The 22,786-nt window shown below is 37.7% G+C and carries 24 protein-coding genes; 11 read left to right on the top strand and 13 right to left on the bottom strand.

Annotated features, from left to right (window positions below; genetic code table 11):
- Positions 1–290: 290 nt before the first annotated feature.
- Complete coding sequence (locus tag G8E00_RS15240; protein ID WP_166012745.1) at positions 291–902, bottom strand: TetR/AcrR family transcriptional regulator; 612 nt, start codon at positions 900–902, stop codon at positions 291–293.
- Positions 903–1,020: 118 nt separating this feature from the next.
- Between G8E00_RS15240 and G8E00_RS15245 the strand changes: the two genes are divergently transcribed.
- Positions 1,021–2,229, top strand: a complete 1,209-nt coding sequence (locus G8E00_RS15245; RefSeq protein ID WP_166225986.1) for an oxygenase MpaB family protein — start codon at positions 1,021–1,023, stop codon at positions 2,227–2,229.
- A 136-nt stretch (positions 2,230–2,365) separates the two neighbouring features.
- Here the strand turns inward: G8E00_RS15245 and G8E00_RS15250 are convergent, their stop codons facing one another.
- The 4 genes from G8E00_RS15250 to def form a co-directional block, all read right to left on the bottom strand.
- Positions 2,366–3,313, bottom strand: a complete 948-nt coding sequence (locus G8E00_RS15250) for a metal-dependent hydrolase (RefSeq protein ID WP_166225989.1) — start codon at positions 3,311–3,313, stop codon at positions 2,366–2,368.
- Between the two features lie 216 nt (positions 3,314–3,529).
- A complete protein-coding gene (locus tag G8E00_RS15255; RefSeq protein WP_166225992.1) occupies positions 3,530–5,677 on the bottom strand; it encodes a TonB-dependent receptor domain-containing protein in 2,148 nt (715 codons plus the stop codon).
- A gap of 69 nt (positions 5,678–5,746) precedes the next feature.
- Complete coding sequence (locus G8E00_RS15260; protein ID WP_406741472.1) at positions 5,747–6,259, bottom strand: DUF2946 family protein; 513 nt, start codon at positions 6,257–6,259, stop codon at positions 5,747–5,749.
- 90 nt (positions 6,260–6,349) lie between these two features.
- Positions 6,350–6,880: a peptide deformylase gene (gene def, locus G8E00_RS15265; RefSeq protein ID WP_166012740.1), complete on the bottom strand. Its 531-nt coding sequence runs from the start codon at positions 6,878–6,880 to the stop codon at positions 6,350–6,352.
- A gap of 122 nt (positions 6,881–7,002) precedes the next feature.
- Between def and G8E00_RS15270 the strand changes: the two genes are divergently transcribed.
- The 3 genes from G8E00_RS15270 to G8E00_RS15280 are packed head-to-tail and all read left to right on the top strand — an operon-like array spanning position 7,003 to position 9,998.
- The gene (locus G8E00_RS15270) at positions 7,003–8,160 is read left to right on the top strand and encodes a LysM peptidoglycan-binding domain-containing protein (RefSeq protein ID WP_166225998.1); all 1,158 of its coding nucleotides are present in this window, start codon (positions 7,003–7,005) and stop codon (positions 8,158–8,160) included.
- A gap of 22 nt (positions 8,161–8,182) precedes the next feature.
- Positions 8,183–9,382 carry a DNA-processing protein DprA gene (gene dprA / locus G8E00_RS15275; RefSeq protein ID WP_166226001.1) on the top strand — a complete coding sequence of 400 codons (1,200 nt, stop codon included), beginning with the start codon at positions 8,183–8,185 and terminating at the stop codon, positions 9,380–9,382.
- Positions 9,383–9,428: 46 nt separating this feature from the next.
- Positions 9,429–9,998: an L-threonylcarbamoyladenylate synthase gene (locus G8E00_RS15280; RefSeq protein WP_166226004.1), complete on the top strand. Its 570-nt coding sequence runs from the start codon at positions 9,429–9,431 to the stop codon at positions 9,996–9,998.
- Between the two features lie 466 nt (positions 9,999–10,464).
- On the opposite strand, the gene G8E00_RS15285 is transcribed toward G8E00_RS15280, so the two are convergent.
- Entirely contained in the window at positions 10,465–11,382 is a 918-nt protein-coding gene (locus G8E00_RS15285; protein ID WP_166226007.1) for a DMT family transporter, read from the bottom strand.
- A gap of 350 nt (positions 11,383–11,732) precedes the next feature.
- Here G8E00_RS15285 and G8E00_RS15290 point away from each other — a divergent pair, with 350 nt between their 5' ends.
- From G8E00_RS15290 to G8E00_RS15305, 4 genes are all read left to right on the top strand, one after another.
- Positions 11,733–12,263: a hypothetical protein gene (locus G8E00_RS15290; protein WP_166012735.1), complete on the top strand. Its 531-nt coding sequence runs from the start codon at positions 11,733–11,735 to the stop codon at positions 12,261–12,263.
- A gap of 250 nt (positions 12,264–12,513) precedes the next feature.
- Positions 12,514–13,056: a glutathione peroxidase gene (locus G8E00_RS15295; protein WP_166012734.1), complete on the top strand. Its 543-nt coding sequence runs from the start codon at positions 12,514–12,516 to the stop codon at positions 13,054–13,056.
- A 226-nt stretch (positions 13,057–13,282) separates the two neighbouring features.
- Positions 13,283–13,690, top strand: a complete 408-nt coding sequence (locus G8E00_RS15300) for an RcnB family protein (RefSeq protein WP_166012733.1) — start codon at positions 13,283–13,285, stop codon at positions 13,688–13,690.
- Positions 13,691–13,868: 178 nt separating this feature from the next.
- Positions 13,869–14,501 carry a hypothetical protein gene (locus tag G8E00_RS15305; RefSeq protein ID WP_166012732.1) on the top strand — a complete coding sequence of 211 codons (633 nt, stop codon included), beginning with the start codon at positions 13,869–13,871 and terminating at the stop codon, positions 14,499–14,501.
- 90 nt (positions 14,502–14,591) lie between these two features.
- On the opposite strand, the gene adhP is transcribed toward G8E00_RS15305, so the two are convergent.
- Both adhP and G8E00_RS15315 read right to left on the bottom strand, forming a co-directional pair.
- Positions 14,592–15,626 (bottom strand): alcohol dehydrogenase AdhP, encoded by a 1,035-nt coding sequence (gene adhP, locus G8E00_RS15310; protein WP_166226010.1) that lies wholly within the window; start codon positions 15,624–15,626, stop codon positions 14,592–14,594.
- 205 nt (positions 15,627–15,831) lie between these two features.
- The gene (locus G8E00_RS15315) at positions 15,832–16,251 is read right to left on the bottom strand and encodes a hypothetical protein (RefSeq protein ID WP_227591377.1); all 420 of its coding nucleotides are present in this window, start codon (positions 16,249–16,251) and stop codon (positions 15,832–15,834) included.
- 125 nt (positions 16,252–16,376) lie between these two features.
- Here G8E00_RS15315 and G8E00_RS15320 point away from each other — a divergent pair, with 125 nt between their 5' ends.
- Together G8E00_RS15320 and G8E00_RS15325 are read left to right on the top strand one after the other, a co-directional pair.
- On the top strand, positions 16,377–17,246 hold the full coding sequence (locus tag G8E00_RS15320) for an IS982 family transposase (protein WP_166221390.1): 870 nt from the start codon (positions 16,377–16,379) through the stop codon (positions 17,244–17,246).
- Between the two features lie 290 nt (positions 17,247–17,536).
- Positions 17,537–18,268, top strand: a complete 732-nt coding sequence (locus tag G8E00_RS15325) for an SDR family oxidoreductase (RefSeq protein ID WP_166226016.1) — start codon at positions 17,537–17,539, stop codon at positions 18,266–18,268.
- 92 nt (positions 18,269–18,360) lie between these two features.
- Here the strand turns inward: G8E00_RS15325 and G8E00_RS15330 are convergent, their stop codons facing one another.
- Positions 18,361–18,672 carry a hypothetical protein gene (locus G8E00_RS15330; RefSeq protein ID WP_166012728.1) on the bottom strand — a complete coding sequence of 104 codons (312 nt, stop codon included), beginning with the start codon at positions 18,670–18,672 and terminating at the stop codon, positions 18,361–18,363.
- Between the two features lie 139 nt (positions 18,673–18,811).
- On the opposite strand from G8E00_RS15330, the gene G8E00_RS15335 reads away from it, so the two are divergent.
- Positions 18,812–19,246 carry an ATP-binding protein gene (locus G8E00_RS15335; RefSeq protein WP_166226021.1) on the top strand — a complete coding sequence of 145 codons (435 nt, stop codon included), beginning with the start codon at positions 18,812–18,814 and terminating at the stop codon, positions 19,244–19,246.
- Between the two features lie 18 nt (positions 19,247–19,264).
- Here G8E00_RS15335 and G8E00_RS15340 read toward each other — a convergent pair whose 3' ends face one another.
- The 4 genes from G8E00_RS15340 to atpD all read right to left on the bottom strand — a co-directional run bounded on the left by G8E00_RS15340 (position 19,265) and on the right by atpD (position 22,764).
- Positions 19,265–19,870 (bottom strand): hypothetical protein, encoded by a 606-nt coding sequence (locus G8E00_RS15340; protein ID WP_166226024.1) that lies wholly within the window; start codon positions 19,868–19,870, stop codon positions 19,265–19,267.
- A gap of 11 nt (positions 19,871–19,881) precedes the next feature.
- A complete protein-coding gene (locus G8E00_RS15345) occupies positions 19,882–20,829 on the bottom strand; it encodes a hypothetical protein (RefSeq protein ID WP_166226027.1) in 948 nt (315 codons plus the stop codon).
- A 94-nt stretch (positions 20,830–20,923) separates the two neighbouring features.
- A complete protein-coding gene (locus G8E00_RS15350) occupies positions 20,924–21,343 on the bottom strand; it encodes a F0F1 ATP synthase subunit epsilon (RefSeq protein ID WP_166012725.1) in 420 nt (139 codons plus the stop codon).
- A 26-nt stretch (positions 21,344–21,369) separates the two neighbouring features.
- Positions 21,370–22,764 carry a F0F1 ATP synthase subunit beta gene (gene atpD / locus G8E00_RS15355; RefSeq protein WP_166012724.1) on the bottom strand — a complete coding sequence of 465 codons (1,395 nt, stop codon included), beginning with the start codon at positions 22,762–22,764 and terminating at the stop codon, positions 21,370–21,372.
- Positions 22,765–22,786 lie beyond the last annotated feature (22 nt).

Consider the following 22,786-nt stretch of genomic DNA (forward strand, 5'->3'; position numbering starts at 1 on the left):
AGGTCGGCTATATTACTCTCTATCTCTAGAAAGTCAACCAGTTCAACTAAATATTTTCCTTAACAAATCATCTTTTTTAAATCTTTAAAATCTCTCGCAGAAATCCTAAATCATTCAATCAAGTTATTGATTTATCAGAAGTTTTATTTAACATCACCGCCGATGGATGTGCATTCTACAGCATTTCACATGCGTTGCAAGCATGTTTTTTAAATAATGTGTTTGAGTGATTAATTTTCAATCTCAAATGTTTATATATTATTGTTTTATATCATTATTTTTAATTTAAATTATTTTTCTTTAAGACTATCTACCTCTAAGTAAGCCAATATCATTATGCTTAATTCCTTTTTAAGTTCTTGTTCTGAAATAAGAAATTCGTTATTTGTCACGTAACGCATCATGGTAAATAAGGTGCTATTAATAATCACAAAGGCCTTGTGTTTAAGTATTTCAAAGCTCCATTCGGGATAAAAACGATTAAATACATACAATCCGACCTCTAAAAAATGTTTTTCTAAAATTTTAGCAGCCTCTGAATGATTAAATCCGTGCCAATGTTTCAATACCTCTATAAAGAATCCATTGTCATCCTGCATAACATCGAAACCAAATTGAATACTCATAGGTATCAACTCTTTTAAGCTAATTCCGTCTTGATTCATCGTGATGTTCTTAAATGCCAAGCCTAGACTTTCACTTTTTCGACGTAGAAGCTCTAGAACGATCTGGTCTTTATTTTCAAAGTATTGATAAATAGAACCCACACTCACTCCAGACTTTTCAGAGATCTTTGGTGTTGTGACTTGTAATAGACCGTATTGAGCAATACAAATCTGAGTCGCTTCTAAAATATGTTCAACAATTTGTTTGGCACGTTGTTGTTGAGGTTGCTTTCTCATTGTTTTATCGCCTCATTTCAATTTTATGATTTTGTTTTTTTCACAATGAAAATGCGAATTGAATGCGAATAAATATTCGTATTAGTCTGGATGAAACAATAATCAGGCATCCCCCTTTATGTCAAATATAAAAACACCGAAAAGAATGGCATCTTTTGAGCGAATGATTGAAAGCGATTTTCTTTCCAAAATTTTAAACCGCTTCACCGACCAAAATTTTGTACCTACATATAAAGATTACCTTGAACTCAATCAGAGTATGTATACAGGTGATGAAGCCATGGATCAGCTCATGGTTTGGGTGATGACCAATCCTAGAATCCATCGGCAATATTTTGAAACGGCACTCTATCAAGGATTAGAACATCTCCCCCACACTATTCCTGAACTCGAAAACTTTTTTAAGCTCGTTGAAACACCACCCGAGTGGCTAGACCCACAACAAATACAAACAGCGATTCAATTTTCACATCGCTTGGGTGCAAACAGTACATTTGTTCTACGAGATTTAGCATTAATGACGGGGTATCAATATCCCGGCTTTAATCAGCCGCTCATTTTAACGGGTGCTTTAAAACAATATGCAGGCAAACGTTTAGCTGAAACCCATAAATGGTGGTTAGACATTACCAAAGAGCATGGTTTTGACCGTTTTAATGATGGTTTCACCTCCACCATTTTCGTGCGCTTTATTCATGCTTTGGTACGTTATCAACTTAAAAAATCTAATGATTGGGACTGGGATATTTGGGGAATGCCAATTAATCAATATGACCAAGCCATGACCAATATTGCTTTTAGTGGTGTTTTGCTGTTGGGGCTTCGCGGAATTGGGATTTTCCCCAATAAAACAGAAGTCAATGCCATGTTGCATTTTTGGAAATATGCAGGTTGGCTAATGGGTGTCGAGGAAAAATGGCTTATTGAAAAAGAATCTGAAGGATGGAAACTTTTACAATGGATGAACTATGCACACCCCACCACAGATGAAAGTAGTCGTGCATTGGCAATCAGCCTATCGAAAGAACCTTTTGAACGTGAATACAAATACTTCAATACACTACAGCAGAAAAAGGCCTATCAAAATCACTTACACATGACTCAATTCTTTCTAGGTCGAAAGAAAATGCGAAATCTTGGCTTAAAACCTCGTACGCTTGCATGGTATCCATTGTATCTGATGGCAAAAAATAGTGTGATTTATACCAGTGCTAAAGGCTTTAAACCGCTTGATCGCTATTTACAAAAACGTGGGCGTGCACAACAAGAGTTTGCTTTGGAACTGTATAAAAATGCAGGAAAGCAACTTGCCAGTATGCATCGTTGATACATTAAAAATGATCGTCGTCGCAACCATCTTGGAAATTTCAACAGACCCGAATATTAAAAAAACCGAGCTGTTAAGCTCGGTCTGTACATGTTGATACAAAAGATATAGGGAATAAAAAAATCAAAGTGAGGAATTAAGAAAATCTTGGCTGTTGCTGTTTCATCAGCCTTGCTTCTCGTTCAGCTAGTTGTGCAGAAGGAGAACGTGCAAGATACGCCAGAGCTTGCTCTGTATTACCTTCTTGTTCAGGATGAAATTTTGGACTGAACCAACGGAATGTTGCCAAAATGAGATGACTAAAGGTTGGAATATTGTCAGTTTTACGACTAACCTTTTCGACTTGCATTAACAATCTGAGCGTACCCATATTTCGATATTTTCCAGCATCGATATCTTGCTTTAAGATTGCTTTTCCACCTTCCATCCATACCAATGCCATCAACGGTAAAATAACTGCCATTAATGCATTTTTAGACATTTGAAAACCAAACTCTGTTTCAAACATATGTTCGAACAAATCAAAAGCAACACTGCGATGTTCAACCTCTTCTGCCAAATGCCAGCGGAATAAATCTGCCATGATCGGATCTGCATGATCTAGCGAGGTATTGTCCAGACTCCACTGACCTGCCACACCAGTATAGTGCTCGATTGCAGCAATAATCCCCAAGCGTAAAATTAACCATCGTTTTTCATTTACTGCATATTTGAGTGCCTTTATCCCGAGTGGTTTTTCACCCAATAGAATCTCAAATAAAAAATGCATCCGTTGAATAAAAGGTTTCACATCAATTTCATGTTGATCAAAATAAATTTGTGCATGCTGATGTGTACGTCCATGGATGGCTTCTTGTTGAATAAAACCTTTCACATCTGCTTTTAATTGCTCATCTTTAATATAAGGTAAGGCTTTATTGAACACACGACAAAACCAGAACTCACCAGCTGGCAAAATCATATGTGCAACATTCAAAATATGTGTTGAAATTGGATCGTTTGGAATCCAATGCTTTGGAATTTGGTTAAAATCGAATTTTACTTTACGTCCAATAATCTGGTGTGCTTCATTATTATTTGTCATGTTTTACATTCCATTGAATATGTCTATTATTTTTAAATAATTGTCGATTAAGTCACCATATCTTTTAAGGACAATTGATTGTTAGGTCAGACAATTCAAAATAAATTGATAAATAACAAATATTTAAAAAATAAATTAGTTTCATTTATCCCAATAAAAAGAGGTCATCACATGGCATGATGACCTCTTTATGCTGTTTAAGACACACGTGAATCATTAGAACTTCATACTGATTCTAGCCCAGTAGTTACGTCCGATATTATTAAATTGTTCTTTTGCAGATAATCCTGTACCTGCATCACCCAATTTATTGAGATGTTCGGTATAGGCTTTGTCAAACACATTATCAATCCCCACGGACAGATCGACCCCTTCATGAATGTGATAGGTTCCATTTAGAGACAAAGTTCCAAATCCAGCACTTTCTTTTAAATCATAACCGACAATATTACCTTGATTTAAAGCCACACGATTTTGCTTCGCCACCACGCGCCAATAGGCACCCAAAGTGTATTTGTCTTGGATATATCTTAAATTTACGCGACCTTCTAAAGGAGAGATTTGCGGCAAAGGTGTATCATTACTAGTGTTTTTACCCCATGCATACATGGCACTGACATCAGCTTGTAGATGTTCCGTAAATTGATAGCCAACTCCTGCTTCTGCACCTGCAATGGTTGCATCGACATTTTTAGCGCCAGCGCTGAATGAAGAACCGTGATTCATTCCACCCATATCGTGATTGTGATAGCTCATCAAAATGAAATCTTTCACTAAGCCCGCATATCCAGAAACCCATGAACTCAAAGCACCATGTTCATGTTGATAACCAAAATCCAGTTGAAGGGTTTTTTCAGTGTCTAAATCATTAAAGGTCGGGACTGGCATGCCTGTATTGCCATGTGCTGTACTAAACAATTCCCAATAATCAGGTACACGCTCTACATAACCTAAACCTATATAGGTTTTAGCATTATGGTCTGGGTGTTGATTTTCCAGACGAATAAATCCACTTGGCAATGTTTCATTTCGGTCTTTATTCAGTTTTAAAGCATCAATTTTAACTTGATCAATTCGCGCACCAGTGACCAGTTTATAGTTGTCATTGATGTTATAAGTAAGCTCACCAAAACCACCATAAGACTGAAATTTCATATTTAAGGCATAAGGTGTACTCATTGACGGCATGGCATACATTTTCATATCACCACCATGCTTATTGAACTGTGAATCAAGTCCAGTTACTAAACTGAATTTATCCCATTCCATAGTCATGGCTAGTCTTGAATTGAGCGTACGGCGTGTCACTTGCATGGACTTTTTATTAGGGACAAGCATAGATGACATCGAACCCATACCCATACCTGAGCCCATACCCATTCCTGAATCTGAACCCATTCCCGAATCCATATTCATTTCCGTCATCGGCGGTGTTCTTAAACTAAAGTTATCCATAATATGGTCGTTATAACTATAGTTCACCTGCCCTTCGATTTTTTTAATCACTTCAGTGATATTTTTCTTTTCAAAACGTAAGCCTAAACTTTCACGAGCAAACTGAGAGCCATCCATGCTACGACCTGCATAATCGGCTTCACCATCAGCCTTTCCGCCTGTGAGTTCAAACCATGTATTTTCATTGGGTGTCCAACCCAAAGCTAAATCAGCATTCCAACGCTCCCAACTGGAAGGAACTGTCAATCCATTGCCATCTTGATAACTGTTCGATGTAGAACGGTTGGTATTGATGCGTAAATATTTGTGTTCATCGCCAATGGCTGCTTCAACATTTTGGTCAAAACGCCCAAAAGACCCCAAGAGCACACTGGCTTGACCACGGTAATGCTGATCTTCAGTAAACTGTTCAGGCTTACGTTCAAAAATGACGGTCGCAGCTGAACCCGTATTGGCATATTGAACAGTTTGCGGTCCTTTAATCACCGAGATTCGGTCATAACTTTCAGGTGAAATATAAGATGTCGGAGCATCCATTCGACTTGGACATGCACCTAGGCTTTCTGAGCCATCGGTTAAAATTTTAATGCGTGAACCAAACATGCCACGGAACGTGACATCACCATTGGTGCCTGCACCACTTTTCACAGCGTTAAAACCCACAATACTTTTCAGATAGTCTGCGCCATCTGTAGCAGGAATCGGCTGAATAGGTTGTTTAGGATCCGCATGAACAATTAAACCATTGGCATCATTACCTTGATGCGCTGTTGCCACAATCGGGGCTAAGGTTTGAACAGTTCGACTTTCAGTTTCTGCATGCATCTCTTCAGCAAAAGACGGCAATGAATAACATGCAATGCAAATAGCAGCCGCAAGTGGCTGTAATAAGAATCTAGGCTGAGCCATGACTTTCTCACTCAATACAAAAATAAAAAACGTGTTGGAAAAAAATTAATTTCCAATGAAAGTTTTGATTTATGCAGAAAGTGGCGGCGCTCGCCCCTGAGGAAGCAGAAACAAACGCTGCAGAACAAAATAAACATGTTTAAATGCTTTTTGAAATGCAATAAGTCGGACTTGAATACGGACCAAAACTTCTTTGACGCTTAATTCAGGAGGCAAAACCAGATGACCCAATACCGTACAGTACTGACACTGGTGATTTGCATCATGATGGTCATGATGTGTGCTGGATGTTTCAACTGCAGTAGAACTTAGTTGATGATCAACATGCTCAAGCACTGTCAATTGATGAGATTCGACATGTGCATCCGATGTGATTTGATTCTGCTTGATACGATGTGTGCGTTCAGCTGAAATAGAATTCGAGTGATTGACTGATACTTGGACAGGCTGAAATAAGGCACGAGTGATCGTTTCGCATACTGGAGCAATTTGATATTGCTTCGGAAGCAAAGGCTGTAAAAAGACGGCAATTTGTAAACACACTGCTGCTAAGCTCAGCAACAACCCAATACGAAACAATATTCCAGCTCATATTTCATTCTGGCTCAAGTATAACAAAGCCCAATCGAAATTGGGCTTTGTAAATCAAAAAGTATCCAAAATAAAAAATATTTAGCGTTTAGCTGGAACTTTTTCTTTTTGACGTTGACGCACAATTTTCTCCACTTTCTCACGTGCACGCTGACGTTTAAGCGGTGAAAGGTAGTCAACAAAGAGTTTGCCGTCTAAGTGATCCATCTCGTGTTGAATACACACAGCAAGTAATCCATCTGCTTCAATTTCAAAAGATTTCCCATCCAAACCAATTGCTTCAATTTTGACACGTGACGGACGATCAACTTTGTCGTATATTTGAGGAACAGACAAACAGCCCTCTTCATAAGGCTGGGTTTCTTCTGTTAATGGGGTTACTTTGGGGTTAATAAAAACCATTGGCTGATCTTTATCTTCAGACAAGTCCATGACAATAAGCTGAATATGATGATCAACTTGTGTTGCCGCTAGACCAATACCTGGCGCTGCATACATGGTTTCAAACATGTCAGAGGCAAGTTGACGAATTTCTTCTGTCACTTTGCTGACAGGTTTTGCAATGGTACGCAAACGGGGATCAGGAAAACTTAAAATAGGTAATAAGGCCATACTGTTCCTCACCGGCTATGCCATTGATCTTAAAAAATTAAATGAAATTAATCTTCATTAAAAAATGTGTGTAATATGCTTATTATAGCGCAAATAGATCCATAATTTTAGGAATTATGATAATGAAAAAGGTTTTAGATAGCATGCCAAATTTAGGTGCTTCGGGGTTTAAAAAACAATGTCTTGCATTAACTATTTGCCTTTTTACAGGCATATTTACGGTTCAATATACTCAGGCAGCTAGTCCAAATTACACACCACCGTCCATCAAGGCGAATGCACCCAATGTCTATGTGGTGAAAAAAGGCGATACGCTTTGGGATATCTCAAGAAAATTTCTGAAATCCCCTTGGCGTTGGAAAGAAATTTGGACAAGTAACCGCCATGTTAAAAATCCACATTGGATTTACCCTGGGGATCGCCTACTTTTGTGTACGCTCAATGGCAAACCGCTCATTGGAAAAGATGAAGGTGATGGCTGTGCAGGGGTTATTCGACGTCATTCTGGTGACATGAAATTATATCCTCAAATTCGTGTTGAAAACTTAGGCAATGCCATTCCTGTGATTCCACTAGATCATATTCAACAATGGTTATATCGCAATCTTATTGTGACACCTAGCGAAATGCCAAATGCACCATACATTGTGGGAACTGAAGATAAACGTGTCATTGCTGGTGTCGGTCAAACGGTTTATGCACGCGGTGAAGGTTTAGAAGTGGGTCAACGTTATGGTGTTTATCGTCAATTAGAGCCGTACACCACTGCTGCACTCAAAGGTAAAAAAGAGGTTGTTGCCCTTGAACTCACTGAAGTTGCACAAGGTACAGTTGTAGGTGTGGAACGTGATATCACCACAATTGAGTTAAACCAAAGTTTCAATTATGAAGTCCGTCGTGGTGACTCCGTCTTACCAATCTACGAAGCCGATTTACCAAGCTTGTTTTACCCAATTGCCACCAATGAAGTTCAGTCTGGTGGTCAGGTACTTCGCGTGATGGGGTCTATTGGCACAGGTGCTCAACATAGTGTCGTTTCGATTGATCGTGGTACAAATCACGGGGCAAAATTGGGTCATGTTCTGAGTATTTACCAACAAGGGGAAAGCATTGGGGATCCTCGAACTAAAGAGACCATCAAACTACCAAATCAACGCATTGGTAATCTCATGATTTTTAAAACTTTCCCTAACTTTAGCTATGCTTATATTTTAGATAGTTCACTGCCAGTGAAAGTTGGTTCTGAAGTAAAAGCTCCTCCAACAGTCGATTTAGAATAATCCCCAGTTGGAGTAAGTGAATATGTTGAACTCAATATCAGATTTGCATTTAGACTCAATCAAATTATGGTATTTAGTTCAACATTCACTTTCAAGTTATCGCAAACTTATTCAATATTTTGGCTCTGTAGCGCAAGCTATACACCCAGATCAATTAAACTGTTGGTCTGATGTCAAAATTCATCAAAATCATATAGAACGTGCCCGTAATTTTCTAACACCTACAGGTCAAGAACAATTTCACATCTGCCTCAATAAAATTCGCCAACATACTGATTTTATCTTACTCGACTCAGAAGCAAGTTACCCCAAACAACTACTTCACTATGAAGATCGACCACCCATACTCTTTGGCAAAGGCAATCTACAAAATTTAAGTCAACCTCAAATTGCGATTGTTGGCAGTCGTAAACCGAGTCCTCATGGTAAACAAGTGGCATATGACTTTGCTTATTATCTCAGTGAAAAAGGCTTTTTTATTACCAGTGGACTCGCGCAAGGTATAGATGAAGCAGCACATTTAGGGGCATTAAATCATCATCGAACCATTGCAGTCATTGGCACAGGTTTAGATCAGGTTTATCCGAGCCAAAATCAAGGACTTCAAGACAATATATTGAAAAGCTCAGGCACAGTGATCAGTGAATTTTTACCCGAGACCAAACCCTTACAACACAACTTTCCAAGGCGCAATCGGATTGTGAGTGGTTTAAGTTTAGGCATTTTGGTGGCTGAAGCGACTTTAAAAAGTGGCTCACTGATTACGGCGAAATCTGCTGCTGATCAAGGCAAAACAATTTTTGCGATACCCGGGCATATTTATAGTGAGTTTCATCAAGGTTGCCATCAATTGATTCGAGAAGGTGCCATTTTGGTTGATCATCCTGAACACATCATTGAAGACCTTGCCCTACCCACTCAATGGCAAATCCATGAAAATGCAAATCAAGACTCATCCATTTTAAATTTAGAAACTCAACCTCAAAGCAAAGATTCTTCAACCGCGAAAAACCATTCGATCAGTCCAAAGCCCATCAATCTCCCCGATCATCTGTTTGCTTTATATCAACAACTTGATTGGGTGGGTCAAGATCTTGATCAGTTGGCATCAAAAGTGAGTTTATCCACTGCAGAATTGACCAGTGCGCTGATGGAGCTCGAACTTCTTGGTTTATGCATGCAAAAATCTGGGCTTTACTTGCGTTGCCGATCAGATCATTAAGGTTCACAATATGGTCTCTTGATATTCATGCATATGGTGACCCGCTATGATTACAACCTCTGTTGCTGAAGCTGCGACACATTTAGCACAAGGTAAAGTCTTGGCTTATCCAACAGAAGCAGTATGGGGATTGGGCTGTGACCCCTTCAATGAACGTGCATTTAATGAAATTCTTAAACTGAAACAACGCCCAATTGAAAAAGGTGTGATTTTATTGGCAGGTCAACTCAGCCAAGTTGAACATCTTTTACAAAAGCTCGATCCTAACATTCGTGAGCAAGTGATCGAAACGTGGAAAAATCCCACAACATCTGATCGCGCAACCACGTGGCTGCTCCCAGCAGATGAACATATTCCCACATGGATTAAAGGCAATCACCCCAAAGTTGCTGTTCGTGTAACCAGCCATCCTTTATGTGTTGCCCTCTGTCGGACATTTAATGGTTTTATTGTCTCAACCAGTGCCAACCCTGCTGGATTGGATCCTGCTCGTTCACTTCAAGATGCTCAACACTATTTTGGCAATGACTTAAATTACTTGGATGGCGATTTAGGCACATGTCGTCAACCCAGTCGTATCATTGATGCCATCACAGGTGAAGTGGTTCGAGCTTAAGCGCTCGAACCTTTATAAATTTGAATAATAGCTGTATTTAATAAATTTATTTAGTCTTAAAAACTATTATTTAAGCAAAAAAAAAGCTCAGCCAAATAGGATAGGCTGAGCATAGAAAAGGATGTGATTGTCACATCCAGAGGGTTCGAAAATCTCGGATCAGATGTAAGTATATGTTGTTAAAGCAACATCATCTGGAATGAACGTATTATGCATCAAATACATTTATTACACAAATTTCATAAACTGATTACAAATGGAGATCACAACTAATACATAAAAGATATTATGGCCATATGTTCAATTTAAGTAATTATTTTCATTTACTAAAAAATAAAAAAACTCAAAAGTAGATGTTTTGCAAATAAGCTTATTTGATTTTCTGATTAAAACCATTGGAAAAATAAAAGTTTGTTTGTTTGTTTTTTATTCATAAAATTCAATTTTAACTGTGTAAAGGGAAAATTTAGGATGGCTTTAGCCATGAAGGTGCTTGCGTTGCTGTTTTTTTCTGCGCAATCGCAATACCGATTAAAATTACAACGCCACCAATGGTGTGATAAATCGTCCATGCCTCTTTTAACCAAAATAAAGCAATCACTGCAGTAGCGATTGGCATTAAGTTCATAAAAATACTGGTTCTATTGGGACCAATGCGCTGAACTGCGAGCATCCACACAAGTGGCGCAATAAGTGAAGGGAATATTCCAGCGTAGGCAACACTAGCGACATTTGTAGAATTGATTGGATCTAAACCTAAAATCACCACAAAAGGCAGATGATAAAGCAGTGCAAATGCTATCTGCACATATAAGCTGATCATAAGTGAAATTTTTAACTGCCATTTTTTCAGAAACACACCATAAAAAGCATAGAAAAAAACAGCCAGCACCATGAGGATATCTCCCCAATGTCCACCTAGGTTCAACAAACTACTCAAATGCCCTTGGCCTACGACATAGATCAACCCAGAAAATGACAGTACGCTACCGATGACAGCAAATCGATTTGGGATTTCTCTTAAAATCAAAATCGAAACAAAAATCGTAAATACAGGAATAAAGGCATTAATAATGCCCATATTGGTTGCAGTTGTATAATGCGCCGCACTATAAGCCAAGCCTTGATATAAGAACATACCACTGGCACTGAGTACTGCAAACTGAAGCCAATGCTGACGTATAAATGTTCTTTCTCGCCAAACAGGACGCAGCATAAACGGGGTTAAAATTAAAAATGCCAATAACCAGCGATAAAAACTAATACTGATTGGGGAAATATAATCCGCAACATAACGCGTGACCACGATATTTAATGACCAAATTAAGACAGCAACAATCGGGAGTGCAAATGCCCACCAAGCGTGGTGTGACTTTAAATTCATATGGATAATGTCCTGCTAAATCTTATCTTGATTATTGGCTCTATTTAATTTTTTCGTTGATCTTTAAATGCAACAGATCATTCTAAATAAGGCTGTACGTTAACATAAGCATTGGTTTTTTTTAAAGCACAACGAGCAACACATCAACATTATCATGACTCAAACAGGTCATTTCATTCCCCATAGCTCTACAAAAACACTATTGAACATTAATCAGTGATATGTGACTTTAAAACTCGTTTTTTGAAACCTGTAGCATGATTGCTTCATATTTTCATATTTAAAACCCTCTATTTAGATCCATCCTGAATTTTTTATTACAATTCAATTTAAACAACTTAGGCAAATCAATGAAAAAATTACTTATTGCATCTTTATGCATGACGGCACTTACACTTACTGCATGTGACAAAAAAAATAGTGATGCGACGACATCAAACCACTCAAATACAACATCTGCACCAGCAAGTATTTCACTCAGTAAAGATAATGTTGCAGATATTAAAAATGACTTAACTCAGTTACAAACCTTGTCAAACGCTAAATCTCAAGAAGCCTTAAAGTTCCAAGATGAAGCGAATAAAGCAGCAGAGCAAGGCAAAGCACCTGAACTCACTGCTGTGGTCAATAAAATGGAAAGCTTTGTGGTGAGCTTTAATAAAGATCTAGATGCTTTACCTATAAAAAGTAAAGAAGCAGATTCTATTCGCAGCAAAATGAAACAATCTAATGACCTTGGTCTTGAGTTAGCAAAAGCCAGCATCAAAACCCCACCTGATATGGATAAAATCAACGCCCTACAGAAAAAAGCGGTCGATTTACAGCAAGAACTCATGACAGAAATGCAAACGCTTGAAGTGAAAGTCAATTCAAAAGCTTAAATATCCAACATAGGATAATTAAAAGTCTAAACGAGACAGTAGACATCATTTTGAGATTTCACTCAGCATTTTAAAATGCACGCTTCAGCAAAAAAGCAGGGATTCCCTGCTTTTTTTGTGCAACCATTTTTACTTTTATTGAGCGCTTAAGCAGATTCATTGCGATCTTTATCTCAAACATAGCTTGTTCTCGGATTAAATTCCCTTTACAACATGGTATGTCAGATCAAATCTTCAAAAGGAATTTCACATGGCTTCAGTTTACGATATTCAAGTTAATACCATTCAGGGACAAGAAACTACACTCAATCAATATGCAGGCAAAGTTGTTTTGATTGTGAATGTTGCTTCAAAATGTGGCCTTACACCACAATACGAAGGTCTGGAAAAACTTTATCAGGCCAAAAAAGATCAAGGTTTGGAGATTTTGGGTTTTCCTGCCAATAATTTCTTAGAGCAAGAACCTGGTACTGACAATGAAATCCAAAGTTTTTGTTCAGTTAACTATGATGTCCACTTTCCACTTTTTGCAAAAATCTCTGTGGCGGGTGAAGACAAACATCCCCTATATCACACCTTAATTCAAGCCGTACCAGAGCGAATTGGTGAAGGTCCTTGGTGGAAAGATTTAGTCGACTATGGTTTAACCCCTAATCCGAAACCAGAAGTTCTATGGAACTTTGAAAAATTCTTAGTCAACAAAAAAGGTGAAGTCGTTGCACGATTTGCACCAGACATTACAGCTGAAGACCCACGTTTGCTTGAGGCGATTCAACGCGAACTCGATGCTTAAATAAAAGTATATTTCGTTCAATAAATGACATAAATATGAGTATGTAGCACAATCGCACATACTCATTATTTATAATACAATCATAAAGTTATAAGATTTTACAAAAGAAATCTTCTTAATTTATCCACTATTTTTATATTTCAACAACAATTCATTCACTATTTTTCAATGACTTAAGCCTAGGATGACTCTATCGAAACAACGATAATCCCTAAGAGGTTGTGTCATGAATACATTCGTTAAAGCAATTGTTTTATCTTTATCTACTGCTTTAGTTGCTGCTCCTGTAATGGCTGCACCTCAAGATCATCGTGGGTTTGATGACCGTCACGCAACACATGCTCCCGTGCATCAACAAAAAAATGGCTATGATCAAAAACAGTATAGCCATCATAATCAGCAATATTCAAAACAGCAGTATTTAAATAATAGTAAAAAGGTCAATCCGTCACGTGATTGGAAAGTAGGACAAAAAGTACCAGCTCAATACCGTGTTAATAGCTATAAAGTTGATCATAAATTGATGAAAAAAATGAGTAAACCTGCTAAAAACCAGCAATGGATCAAGATCAATGGCGACTATGTTTTGGTCAATGCAAAAAGCAATACGATTTTAAAAATCATCAACGGCTAATCTAGACATTGCGATTTTAATCATACAACTTTCCCCAAATTGAGCACTTTGGTGCTCTTTTTTTAATTTGAGAAGTATTAAATTGTTATTTGTTTGCAACAATCACTATTTTCTACACATTTAGCTTATATATTGATTTCATATTAAAAAACTGTTTATGGGATGAAAATTGATTGTGATGAAAAAACTGATTCAAGGTGCACTCATTCCTTTTTCGCTTTTTGCCTTTGTGATGTTAATCATTGGTTGTGATCCAAGCATGCAGACTGCTGCAGAACATGATCAAGATAACGATGCCGTTACTCAGCAAGAACAGCCAAAACAAAACAATAAAGAAAGTGACAATGATGAAGCTCCCTCTGAACGTGATCTTGCATCCAATCAATCTGAATTGAAAAGTGGTAATTTCTTTTATATTGCCAGTGATGTTGCGCTCATGCAGTCAAAAACAGGGCGTTATGTGAGTGAACTTCAAAAAACCCAAGAACAATTTCAGCAGGCTTTAGACAGCAAAAATACAGCACAGTTAGAAAGCACCGCAAACCATTTGTATAGCCAATTGAATGGATTTAACCAAGCACTCAATGGTTTGGATTTAAGAACTCAAGAAATAGACCAAATTCGCCAGAACTTAATGAAAGCCAATAAGGAAGCATTAAAATCGCCATACTTGAATGGTGAAATAGACATATCACAAATTGATGTTAAAAAAGTTCAACAACAAATGACCTCGATTCAAAGTGAAATGCTCAAACTGGCTGCCATGATTCTTGCACCAGAAGATAAGAATGATCAACAGAACCAAAGCTAAAGAATATTTAATCCATTAAAAAAGCCCTTTGCAATAAAAGGGCTTTTTTAAAATCAAATTTTAAGAATTTTTCAAATCTGTAAATAAAGCTTATTTCAATCGCATATCGACCACGATACGACCATCAATTTTACCGTGTTCCATTCGGTTAAAAATATCATTGATATTTTCAAGCGGTTCAACATGTATATGCGCTTTCACTTTACCACGTGCTGCAATATCGAGGGCTTCTTTTAAGTCCAAACGTGTTCCGACAATTGAACCACGTACCGTGATACCGTCAAGCACCATATCAAAGATAGACAAATCGAATTTACCCGGCGGCAAACCATTTAAGACCATGGTTCCACCACGGCGTACAATCGCAACAGCCTGTTCAAATGCTTTCGGTGAAACGGCGGTCACCAACACACCATGACATCCATCACCTGTCGCCTCTAGAACTGCATCTTTGACATCAACTTTCAATGCATTAATACTAACATCTGCACCTAGGCTTTTCGCCAGCTCAAGTTTTGAATCATCTACATCGATGGCAACCACATTAAAGCCCATGGTTTTTGCATATTGCACTGCAACATGGCCTAAACCACCAATACCTGAAATTGCGACCCAATCACCAGTTTTGGCTTCAGTCATTTTCAGACCTTTATAAACCGTCACCCCTGCACATAAGATCGGCGCGATTTCCAACAAATCAACACCCTCAGGAATCACCCCTACGTATTCACCATCGGCAAGGCAGTATTCAGCAAAACTTCCGTTGACTGAATAGCCTGAGTTTTGCTGTTCTTTACACAAGGTTTCCCAACCTGCATAACAATGATCACAATGCCCACATGCAGAATATAACCAAGGAATACCCACCAAATCTCCAACTTTGAGATGATCAATGCCTGCACCAATTTCAATCACTTCTCCAACACCTTCATGTCCTGGAATAAATGGAAGCGTCGGTTTGATTGGCCAATCCCCTTGCATGGCATGTAAATCTGTATGGCAAATCCCAGTGGCAATAATTTTGACTAAAACCTTACCTGGTGAAACTTGTGGAATAGGCACTTGTTTAATTTCTAATGGCTGACTAAATGCTGTAACAACAGCTGCTTTCATGGTCCCTTGCATATCTAAAACTCCCTAACGTATTGGTTTACATCATCTCTTTCAGGTGATGATGCCTTTGTAATGATCTGTTATGAACATACGTTTACTTAGGTAGGTTTTTGGTAGGTTTCAAATAAACTTAAGGCTATGAAATCGAATAAAAATCCAAATAATCATTGCTTTTATACATAAATTTTAATGATTTTTAACATAAAAATATTCAGTTTCAATTTGCTGCTGACGTGACATTACATTCTTTGTCTTGCCCTAGAGCACGTTTCACGTCCTGCTTAAAACGCGTACGGGGAAATGGATAGTTACTTGGCAAATATACAGTGAGTCGTGTTTTATTATTTTTTAATCCTTCAACTGTTGTTTTATGAAAATAAATACCTCCTTCGCCACGCGCAAATAACGTACCCATCTCTAAGTCTTGTTCCAAACGATTATCACTAAAAATAAATATTTCTTTATCTGTATCTGTAAATGCGACACAACGTCCATAAGCTTGTTTTAAATGGTTAAATGCTGTCTGATAATTGATCTCTAATTCGGTGCTTAATCCATTCTCAAATGAATTTGCAACCAATGCTGCTTCTGAAGGTTGGCTTGGCGTGAGTACATAGTTGGTTTGACAGGCTGTCATCAACATACCGCCAAAGCTAAATAAGACTATTTTAACCCGAATCGCGGATAAGAAATTGACTTGAAAAATAGAAGGACTAGAGCCATCAGTTGAGTTACCACACCAAACTCACAACCCTAGTCCTAATGTTCAATAGTACCGAATTATTCTGCTTAATTGATGACTTTTTTCTACAATTTGAAGCAACTTATTGGAAATTTCTCAAGCAAGATGGCAAACTTTCAAGAATCCGAGTTGCTCAACTCAGTCTTTCAGAAATTATCTTTATTGCTATTTGGTATAAATCCTCTCATTTCACTAATTTCAAAGCCTTTTTCACTTGGTTAAAAGAAGATAAAAGCTATTTATTTAAGTACTTGCCTTGCTATCAAAGGATGATTCATCTGATCAATATGCACCAATTGGCTCTACACGCTTTGCATGTGGCGCTGATGAAAGGTCAAGAAACACAATATTTATGGATTGATTCAACAACTCTGCCAGTTTGTAAAAATCAACGTATTCAACGCCATAAATCATTAGTCCAAATTGCATCACGCGGTAGAAGCTCAATGGGTTGGTTCTATGGCTGTAAATTACATATTGCGATGAATCAATTTGGTGAAATTACCTGTTCTGCTTTATCGAATGGACATGTTGCTGACATAAAAATGGTTGAGCAATTAGTTGATGGCCTAAAAGGAAAAATTTACGGGGATCGAGGCTACATCAGCCAAGAATTAAAGCGCAGGCTGCAAGTTCAAGGTATTGATTTAATTACTTATCATCGGAGGAACATGGAATCTGTTCAACTCAGTGCATCAGATGAATATCACCTAAGGCAACGCAATAAGATAGAAACATTATTCAGCTTATTGAAAGGGCAATATCATTTAGTGACGAGTAAAGCACGTAGTACTTATGGATTTCTCAGCGGAATTTATGCTTCGTTATGTGCATATCAATTAACCCATCGAAATAAGCCAACGATTCAAATTATGGAGTCATCGGCTTAAGCAGGATTCGGGTTATTTTAGAATAATATTTAAACTTCAACATGTTGGTATTTTGAGTATAGTTGTTGATTTTGATTATTTTAGATTAACAAATCATAGGGTTATGACAACATTTTAAATGTAATGATTTAGCTCATCTAATTATCCTAGATATGGGAAACATAACTATAAAAATACCGTCTATTTCTATTTAAAACTTGGTTATAAATAAACAATCAATCGATAGCAAAAATTATTTCCATCTGATTTTTATGATTCAAAAATCAAATATTTGAGTGAGAAAGCATCTTATGAATAAGAAAGTTGCCATTATTTCAGGCGGTTCTCGTGGTTTAGGTCAAGCTATTGCCATTGGACTTGCTCAAGATGGCTATCAAGTTGTAATCAGCTATGCTCAAAGTGCTGAAAAAGCCCAAAGTATTGTCAATATGATTACAGAATTCGGCGGAACAGCATTGGCCATCAAAGCAGATGTATCCATTGAAAATGATGTCAGTCATTTATTTTCAAAAACCAAAGCTGAATTTGGACAGATCGACGTTGTCATTAACACAGCAGCAATTTCAGTTTTAAAACCACTGTCTGAGTTTAGTCTTGTAGATTTCAATCGTGTCATTTCCATCAATTTAACAGGGACTTTCCATATTTTAAAACAAGCAGCTGCACATATAAGCAAAGGTGGAAGAATTTTAACTTTTTCTAGTAATGTTGTTACCTCCTTACCTCCTACTTATGCTGCTTATGCTGCATCCAAAGCAGCTGTTGAAGCGTTAAGTAAAACCTTTTCTAAAGAATTACGTGGGCGTGGAGTTACAGTCAATATTGTTTCCCCTGGTCCAACAGCAACAGATATGTTTTTAGAAGGTAAGTCTGAAGAATTGGTCAATCAATTTGCCCAAGCTTCGCCCTTAGAGCGTTTAGGTACACCCGAAGATATTGTTCGTGTGGTACGTTTTTTGGTTGGTCCAGATGCCGCTTGGATTAATGGGCAAGTCATTAAAGTGAATGGTGGAGCAAATTAGTTTTTGTATTCAAAAATAGATCATGGTCATGCTGTTAAATTTGGATGCATCTTCATAACGAAGCATCCAAATTTAACCATACACACTTTAGCTCAAGCTGAGATTTCAGCTTTCATCTCTTTCCAGCGCTTAAATGCTTTTTGCATTGCATAACGTTCATAAGGTTTTGCCAAACGGCTTTCCATACCTGAGTAATCACCTTTATGTGCAGCTTCAAGCAAACTGTCTGCAAGTTTTTTAATGCTTGCACGACCACGGTGTTCATAGCTTTGGACTTCTTCTTGGTCTAAAACCAAGTCCCAGCAAGAATCTACTGAGCTGAAGTGTACAGAAATGCTTAGATAGTAGTGGTCGTAGTCTTGATAAAGTTCCCAAGCTTGGGCTTCAAAGTCAATCAGGGTCATCGTACGTCTTAAAACATATTTCAGTTGGGCTAACCATACTCCTATCATTGATGAAAATAAATTGCTCTATGTCAGATTGAGTGTGTTTGATTAAAAATTGGTACTATCATGCTTTACCCTCTTCTCTCATGATAAATTTATGCAATTGATCATTTTTATTGGCGTACAGGCTTCAGGCAAATCGACCTTTTATCAGCAGTATTTTTATCATACGCATCTTCGGTTAAATCTAGATATGTTGAAAACTCGACATCGTGAAAACGTATTGTTCGAAGCAGGGCTTGCCTCGAAAACCAAGATGGTGATTGATAATACCAACCCAACTAAATTGGATCGTGAACGATATATGCAACGTGCCAAGGATGCAGGTTTTGAAGTGGTCGCTTATTATTTTGAAACGGATTTAAAAAGTACTTTAGAACGCAATAGTCAAAGGATTGGCAAAGCGAATATTCCTGAAGTCGGTGTTCGAGCGACATATAAAAAGCTTGAAATACCACGTTTGGATGAAGGTTTTGATGAGATTTTTAAAGTGAAGATTGTGAGGAATGGAGAGTTTGCTATTAATAAATAACAAACTCCTTCTGAAAAATTAAGCTAGTGTCTCTTCATTATCGTCATTATTTGAATCAGATAACTGATTAGATCTTTTAATAAGTAGACCATCTTCTGGCTTAACTGTTAATAACGTATGAATTCTTTTAAGAATCATGAATATATTTAAAGCTGTTAAAGTGAGTAAAAATACTACTAGAGGATTTAAAAACCAATTTGATATCAATATATTAGATTGTGAAGGTAGCTTATAACTTAAAAGTTGCGATAAAACCAAACAAACTATTACTAATGTTAGAGCACAAATAATTGAAAATGAAATATTTGAATACAATTGACCAAGTAGCTCTTTCCTTTTCTTGAATAGTGGAATTGTTAAATTATTACTATTCCATAAGTCAGCCTTTTCATCCAACTTTGTTTCCTGATCAAAAATAAGTACTAGTAATGAAAGTAAAAGAGCTGTAAAAATGGATCCAAAACTTACTAATAGAGATAATGTTTCTTTGAATAATCTGATATCTAACATAAGCGCAAGAATTACAAGCACTATAGGTAAACCAAAAAAGCTAACCATATCTCTAATATTTAAGGTTTTAAAATGCTGATTACAGATGTTTATAACGCTTATTTTTTTACTCATGTTATATCTCCTTAAGGAGTAATCTCGGAAGAAAACTCCTCAGCAACCTCAAAAGCCCACTCTTTAAGCTCTTCAAGAGTTGGAGTTGGGTTTTCCAATAGTTTCTCTGGAGCCTCAATTTCACAAAGAACATTCGCAACTCCATTTCCTATCTTGAATGTTCTTCTTTTACCATTCAATTCGAATACTGTTTTTACTTCTTTACAATGTTCAGTTAAAACTTCAACAGCCTTTAATTTCTTTTGAGGATTATCAATTTTTTTTCTTGAGAATAACTCTGAAAGAGTGCCAAAATTTCCGCCACGCACAGGTGGCTTAAGTGTAAGTGTTGCTGGAGCCTCCTCATAACCTAAATCAGTGATTGTATCGGTTATATCATCCTGTACTTTAAATTTATTTAATTTGATTTCTTTAGCTACAGCTTTACTCCAATTCTTTAGAGATGTCTCATCAGACAATGGAGTCATAGTTATTACACAACTTATTTTAGGTCTTGTGAAAGCAATTATTTCATCATGAAATGTTGTTTTCATCCCATGACCATTAAAATTATGTAGTAAAGCTAAGCCATAGCGTGACGATAGAGGTAAATTTATGTAGAAAAAATGCTTTGTTATTTCAGCATTATCTAATCTTCTAGTAAATTCCACATCCGAACTATTTATATCAATAATTTCTTTTTCGAGACCATACTCTCCTTCAAGAAACCACCCATAAATTATTCTCTCTTTATTAAGTGCAGTTACATTTAAAAATTTATAAACTTTTTTTCGACTCTGATCGGCAACTTTTTCAAATTTAGAATTATGTGATGTTATGAATTTTTTTATTAAATCGAATAAATCTTTTCCATTTATATCATTCAGTTGACTATTAGCACCGATTTTTTTCTTACCTGCCACATCGATTTCTAGAGTTGGATTGTAAACTTTTACCAAATATGGACTAATTGAATGCAAAATTTCCCCCTTAAAAATTATAAATTTATTTATCCTTTACTATTATAAATAAAAAAACCACCCTTTCGGGTGGTTTTCAATCTTGAACCGTCTCTTATTGAGCGCGGTTTTTGATTTTTCGGATCGTTTCCAACTGAGCAGCAGTTTCTGCAAGAGCAGCCAAAGCAGCAGCAGCGTCCAAATCGCCCTTTTGATTTGCAAGCAAAGTTTCAGCATTTTTACGTGCTTCAAGAATTGCTGCTTCATCTAAATTTTCAGCACGGACTGCAGTATCTGCAAGAACCGTAACAATATGCGGTTGAACTTCTAGAACACCACCAGATACATAGATCAACTCTTCTGTACCGTTTTCCAACTGAACGCGGATTGCGCCCGGCTGAAGCAAAGTTACCAACGGAGCATGGCCAGGCATAATACCCAACTCACCGCCAGCACCTTTAGCAATTAGCATCGTTACAGTGCCTGAGTACAAAGACTCTTTAACACTTACAACATCACATTGCATAGTCGCCATGAGAATCTCCTAAATTAGGGAACTAATTAAAGTTTCTCAGCTTTAGCAATCACTTCGTCAATACCACCAACCATGTAGAACGCTTGTTCTGGGATGTGGTCGTATTCACCAGCTAGAAGACCTTTAAAGCCACGAATCGTTTCTTTAAGCGGTACAAGTTTACCAGGAGCACCAGTAAACACTTCAGCTACGTGGAACGGTTGAGAGAAGAAACGTTGGATCTTACGTGCACGGTATACAGTAAGTTTGTCTTCTTCTGCCAATTCGTCCATACCAAGAATCGCGATAATGTCTTTCAATTCTTTGTAACGTTGAAGAACGTTTTGAACTGAACGAGCAATTTCGTAATGCTCAGCACCCACTACAAGTGGATCTAACTGACGTGAAGTAGAGTCAAGTGGATCGATCGCTGGGTAAATACCAGAAGATGCGATGTCACGGCTCAATACAACAGTCGCATCCAAGTGAGCGAATGTAGTTGCAGGCGATGGATCTGTTAAGTCATCGGCAGGTACGTATACCGCTTGAATAGACGTAATAGAACCAGACTTAGTCGATGTAATGCGTTCTTGAAGAACACCCATCTCTTCTGCAAGCGTTGGTTGGTAACCTACTGCAGATGGCATACGACCTAGAAGTGCTGATACTTCAGTACCTGCTAGTGTATAACGGTAGATGTTGTCTACGAACAATAATACGTCACGGCCTTTACCGTTTTCGTCTTTCTCGTCACGGAAGTACTCAGCCATCGTCAAACCAGTCAACGCTACGCGTAAACGGTTACCTGGTGGCTCGTTCATCTGACCGTAAACCATTGCTACTTTGTCAAGAACGTTAGAGTCTTTCATCTCGTGATAGAAGTCATTACCTTCACGAGTACGCTCACCAACACCAGCGAACACAGATAAACCTGAGTGCGCTTTAGCGATGTTGTTGATCAATTCCATCATGTTTACAGTTTTACCAACACCAGCACCACCGAACAGACCAACTTTACCACCTTTAGCGAACGGGCAAAGTAAGTCAATGACTTTAATACCAGTTTCTAAAAGGTCAGTAGAAGCCGCTTGTTCTGCATAAGAAGGCGCTTGACGGTGAATTGGTAAACGCGCTTCAGTAGCAACAGGACCAGCTTCGTCGATAGGGCGACCAAGAACGTCCATGATACGACCAAGAGTCGCTGTACCTACTGGTACAGAGATCGGCGCGTTAGTGTTAGTTACGTTCAAACCACGTTTAAGACCTTCAGTAGATCCCATCGCAATTGTACGAACTACGCCATCACCAAGTTGTTGCTGAACTTCTAATGTAGTTTCAGTACCATCAACATGGAGGGCGTCATAGATCTTAGGAACGCTATTGCGTTCAAACTCGACGTCGATAACCGCGCCGATGATCTGAATGATACGACCGCTATTCATTGCTGTCTCCTCAATTCAAAAT

The organism is Acinetobacter shaoyimingii (assembly GCF_011578045.1).
Lineage (GTDB): Bacteria > Pseudomonadota > Gammaproteobacteria > Pseudomonadales > Moraxellaceae > Acinetobacter > Acinetobacter shaoyimingii.

Bases quoted from the DNA above. Each gene is read 5' to 3' on its own strand.
- G8E00_RS15280 (WP_166226004.1), top strand. From the start codon at position 9,429: ATGATTACAACCTCTGTTGCTGAAGCTGCGACACATTTAGCACAAGGT.
- G8E00_RS15330 (WP_166012728.1), bottom strand. From the start codon at position 18,672: ATGACCCTGATTGACTTTGAAGCCCAAGCTTGGGAACTTTATCAAGAC.
- G8E00_RS15270 (WP_166225998.1), top strand. From the start codon at position 7,003: ATGAAAAAGGTTTTAGATAGCATGCCAAATTTAGGTGCTTCGGGGTTT.
- G8E00_RS15325 (WP_166226016.1), top strand. From the start codon at position 17,537: ATGAATAAGAAAGTTGCCATTATTTCAGGCGGTTCTCGTGGTTTAGGT.
- G8E00_RS15350 (WP_166012725.1), bottom strand. From the start codon at position 21,343: ATGGCGACTATGCAATGTGATGTTGTAAGTGTTAAAGAGTCTTTGTAC.
- G8E00_RS15295 (WP_166012734.1), top strand. From the start codon at position 12,514: ATGGCTTCAGTTTACGATATTCAAGTTAATACCATTCAGGGACAAGAA.
- G8E00_RS15335 (WP_166226021.1), top strand. From the start codon at position 18,812: ATGCAATTGATCATTTTTATTGGCGTACAGGCTTCAGGCAAATCGACC.
- G8E00_RS15320 (WP_166221390.1), top strand. From the start codon at position 16,377: ATGTTCAATAGTACCGAATTATTCTGCTTAATTGATGACTTTTTTCTA.
- G8E00_RS15305 (WP_166012732.1), top strand. From the start codon at position 13,869: ATGAAAAAACTGATTCAAGGTGCACTCATTCCTTTTTCGCTTTTTGCC.
- G8E00_RS15315 (WP_227591377.1), bottom strand. From the start codon at position 16,251: ATGACAGCCTGTCAAACCAACTATGTACTCACGCCAAGCCAACCTTCA.
- G8E00_RS15285 (WP_166226007.1), bottom strand. From the start codon at position 11,382: ATGAATTTAAAGTCACACCACGCTTGGTGGGCATTTGCACTCCCGATT.
- G8E00_RS15290 (WP_166012735.1), top strand. From the start codon at position 11,733: ATGAAAAAATTACTTATTGCATCTTTATGCATGACGGCACTTACACTT.
- atpD (WP_166012724.1), bottom strand. From the start codon at position 22,764: ATGAATAGCGGTCGTATCATTCAGATCATCGGCGCGGTTATCGACGTC.
- G8E00_RS15250 (WP_166225989.1), bottom strand. From the start codon at position 3,313: ATGACAAATAATAATGAAGCACACCAGATTATTGGACGTAAAGTAAAA.
- G8E00_RS15255 (WP_166225992.1), bottom strand. From the start codon at position 5,677: ATGGCTCAGCCTAGATTCTTATTACAGCCACTTGCGGCTGCTATTTGC.
- def (WP_166012740.1), bottom strand. From the start codon at position 6,880: ATGGCCTTATTACCTATTTTAAGTTTTCCTGATCCCCGTTTGCGTACC.
- G8E00_RS15245 (WP_166225986.1), top strand. From the start codon at position 1,021: ATGTCAAATATAAAAACACCGAAAAGAATGGCATCTTTTGAGCGAATG.
- G8E00_RS15300 (WP_166012733.1), top strand. From the start codon at position 13,283: ATGAATACATTCGTTAAAGCAATTGTTTTATCTTTATCTACTGCTTTA.
- G8E00_RS15240 (WP_166012745.1), bottom strand. From the start codon at position 902: ATGAGAAAGCAACCTCAACAACAACGTGCCAAACAAATTGTTGAACAT.
- dprA (WP_166226001.1), top strand. From the start codon at position 8,183: ATGTTGAACTCAATATCAGATTTGCATTTAGACTCAATCAAATTATGG.
- adhP (WP_166226010.1), bottom strand. From the start codon at position 15,626: ATGCAAGGGACCATGAAAGCAGCTGTTGTTACAGCATTTAGTCAGCCA.
- G8E00_RS15340 (WP_166226024.1), bottom strand. From the start codon at position 19,870: ATGAGTAAAAAAATAAGCGTTATAAACATCTGTAATCAGCATTTTAAA.